Annotated in this window: 2 protein-coding genes; one reads left to right on the top strand and one right to left on the bottom strand. The window is 75.2% G+C overall.

Features of this window, described 5'->3' with window-relative positions; translation table 11 throughout:
• On the top strand, nucleotides 1-791 hold a 791-nt coding region (locus tag ACXJKL_RS20090; protein ID WP_457208763.1), incomplete at its 5' end, for an AMIN-like domain-containing (lipo)protein.
• Between the two features lie 7 nt (nucleotides 792-798).
• On the opposite strand, the gene ACXJKL_RS20085 is transcribed toward ACXJKL_RS20090, so the two are convergent.
• On the bottom strand, nucleotides 799-1,704 hold the full coding sequence (locus ACXJKL_RS20085; protein ID WP_457208762.1) for a universal stress protein: 906 nt from the start codon (nucleotides 1,702-1,704) through the stop codon (nucleotides 799-801).
• Nucleotides 1,705-1,952: the final 248 nt, after the last annotated feature.

Below are 1,952 nucleotides of genomic sequence, written 5' to 3'. Positions count from 1 at the left end.
CCCCGACCCTCGTGGACATCCGGGCATCGCACCATCCCGGCTTCGACCGCGTCGTGCTCGAGCTCGCGGGCGGGCTGCCCGCCGACCATCGGGTGCGCTACGTCGACCGGCTGGTCGCCGACGGGTCGGGGCTCCCGGTCCGCATCGCCGGACGCGCGGTACTGAGCGTGACGCTCAGCCCGGCGCAGGCCCACGACGCGCAGGGCCGGCCCACCGTCCCGCTGCGGACGGCGTACGCGCTGCCCAACGTGATGACCACCGTCCGCGCGGGCGACTTCGAGGGGGTGACGACGTACGGCATCGGGGTGGCCAGGCGGACGCCCTTCGAGGTCTCGACGCGCCAGGACCCGAGCCGGGTCGTCATCGACGTGCGGGCGGGGTTCCGCACCGAGCAGCGCCCGGTCTACTTCCTCGACCGGGACCGGTTCGGCGACGGGGTCGAGCCGTCCTTCGTCCGGCGGATGCGACCGGTGCGACCAGGCACCCCGGCGACCGGGCTCATGGACCGGCTCTTCGCCGGACCGCTCCCGGCGGAGCGGCGTGCCGGCCTGCGGCTGGTGCGGTCGCGCGCGACGGGGTACGCCGACCTGGCCGTGGCGGGCGGCGTGGCCCGGCTCCGGCTGACCGGCGGCTGCAGCAGCGGCGGCTCGACGGCCACGGTCGCGGGGTCGATCATGCCGACGCTGCGCGGCCTGCCGACGGTCGACTGGGTGAAGGTCCTGGACCCCGCCGGCCACACCGAGGCCCCGACGGGCCGGACGGACTCGATCCCCGCGTGTCTGGAGCCGTGAGGCCGGCTCAGTCCCTCAGCGCGAGCGGCACCAGCGCCACCGCGCAGGAGGCGTGCTCCAGCACCGAGCTGGCGACGGACCCGTAGACCAGCTCGTGCGCTGCGCTGCCGTGGTGGGTGCCGAGGACCACGAGCTCCTTGTCGGCGGCCGCGTCGAGGACGGCCAGGTCGGCCAGGCCGGTCGCCAGGACGCGGTGCACGGCGACGTCGGGGTACTTCTCGGCCATGCCGGCCAGGGTCTCGGCCAGGATGAGCAGCTCGTCCTCGTCGGCATGGACGCCCTCCTCCTCGCCGTGGGCGTGCACGGCGGCGTGCCGGACGTCCCAGTAGGCGTGCAGGACGGTCAGCGGGAGCTCCCGCATCGAGGCCTGCTGGTAGGCGAACTCGAGCGACGGGGCGCACCGGTCCGACCCGTCGACGGCGACCAGGATCCCGCTGCGGTCGGCGCCGTCCGTGGGTCGCATCACCACGAGCGGACACGTCGCGTGGTGGGCGACCCCCACGGCCACGGACCCGAGCAGGAGGCTGCCCACCGGGCCCCGGCCGCGGGAGCCCATGACCACGAGCGACGCCCTGGACGCCGCGTCGAGCAGCACCTGGCGCGGGTCGCCGAAGCCGAGCAGCTCGTGCACCTCGAGCTCGGGGGCGCGACCGGTCACGTCGGCGTGCGTCTCGGCGAGCAGCTCGTGGGCCTGCGACTCCAGTGCCTCGAGCCCGACGCCGGTGCCCATGCTCGGCGACAGCCCGACCGGTGCCAGCCACACGGTGCTCATCGGCGAGAGGGCGTGCACGAGGGTGAGCGACCGCCGCGTCAGCCTTGCCTGCTCGACGGCGAAGTCCACTGCTCGATCGGACGACCCCGAGCCGTCGACGGCGGCCACGATCGTGCCCAGGGGTGCGTGGACGGTGCTCATGGTGCTCTCCTCGTGCCCTCGCCAGCGGACGTCGCTGCCGGTACCCCCAGCCTCGTCGACCCCGGCCGCACGCAGGAGGGGCGCTCGGTCCCGATCAGGGGGACGTTGGACCCGCGGACGCCGGGTCGCCGGTGAGCACCCGCACGGCCAGCGACGTCGTCGCCTCGATGCCCAGGAAGCCGACCACCCGGCTCACCCGGTCGATGTCCAGCGGGAGCAGACCCGGGGTTCCCGGGACGTCCGGGGTG

It is taken from the genome of Nocardioides sp. P5_C9_2, from assembly GCF_054049555.1.
The sequence above is the reverse complement of the archived record's forward strand: the minus strand, read 5'-3'. Positions and strand labels throughout refer to the sequence as shown.

Excerpts from the sequence above, each read along its gene's own strand:
- ACXJKL_RS20085 (WP_457208762.1), bottom strand. The coding sequence starts at position 1,704 with ATGAGCACCGTCCACGCACCCCTGGGCACGATCGTGGCCGCCGTCGAC.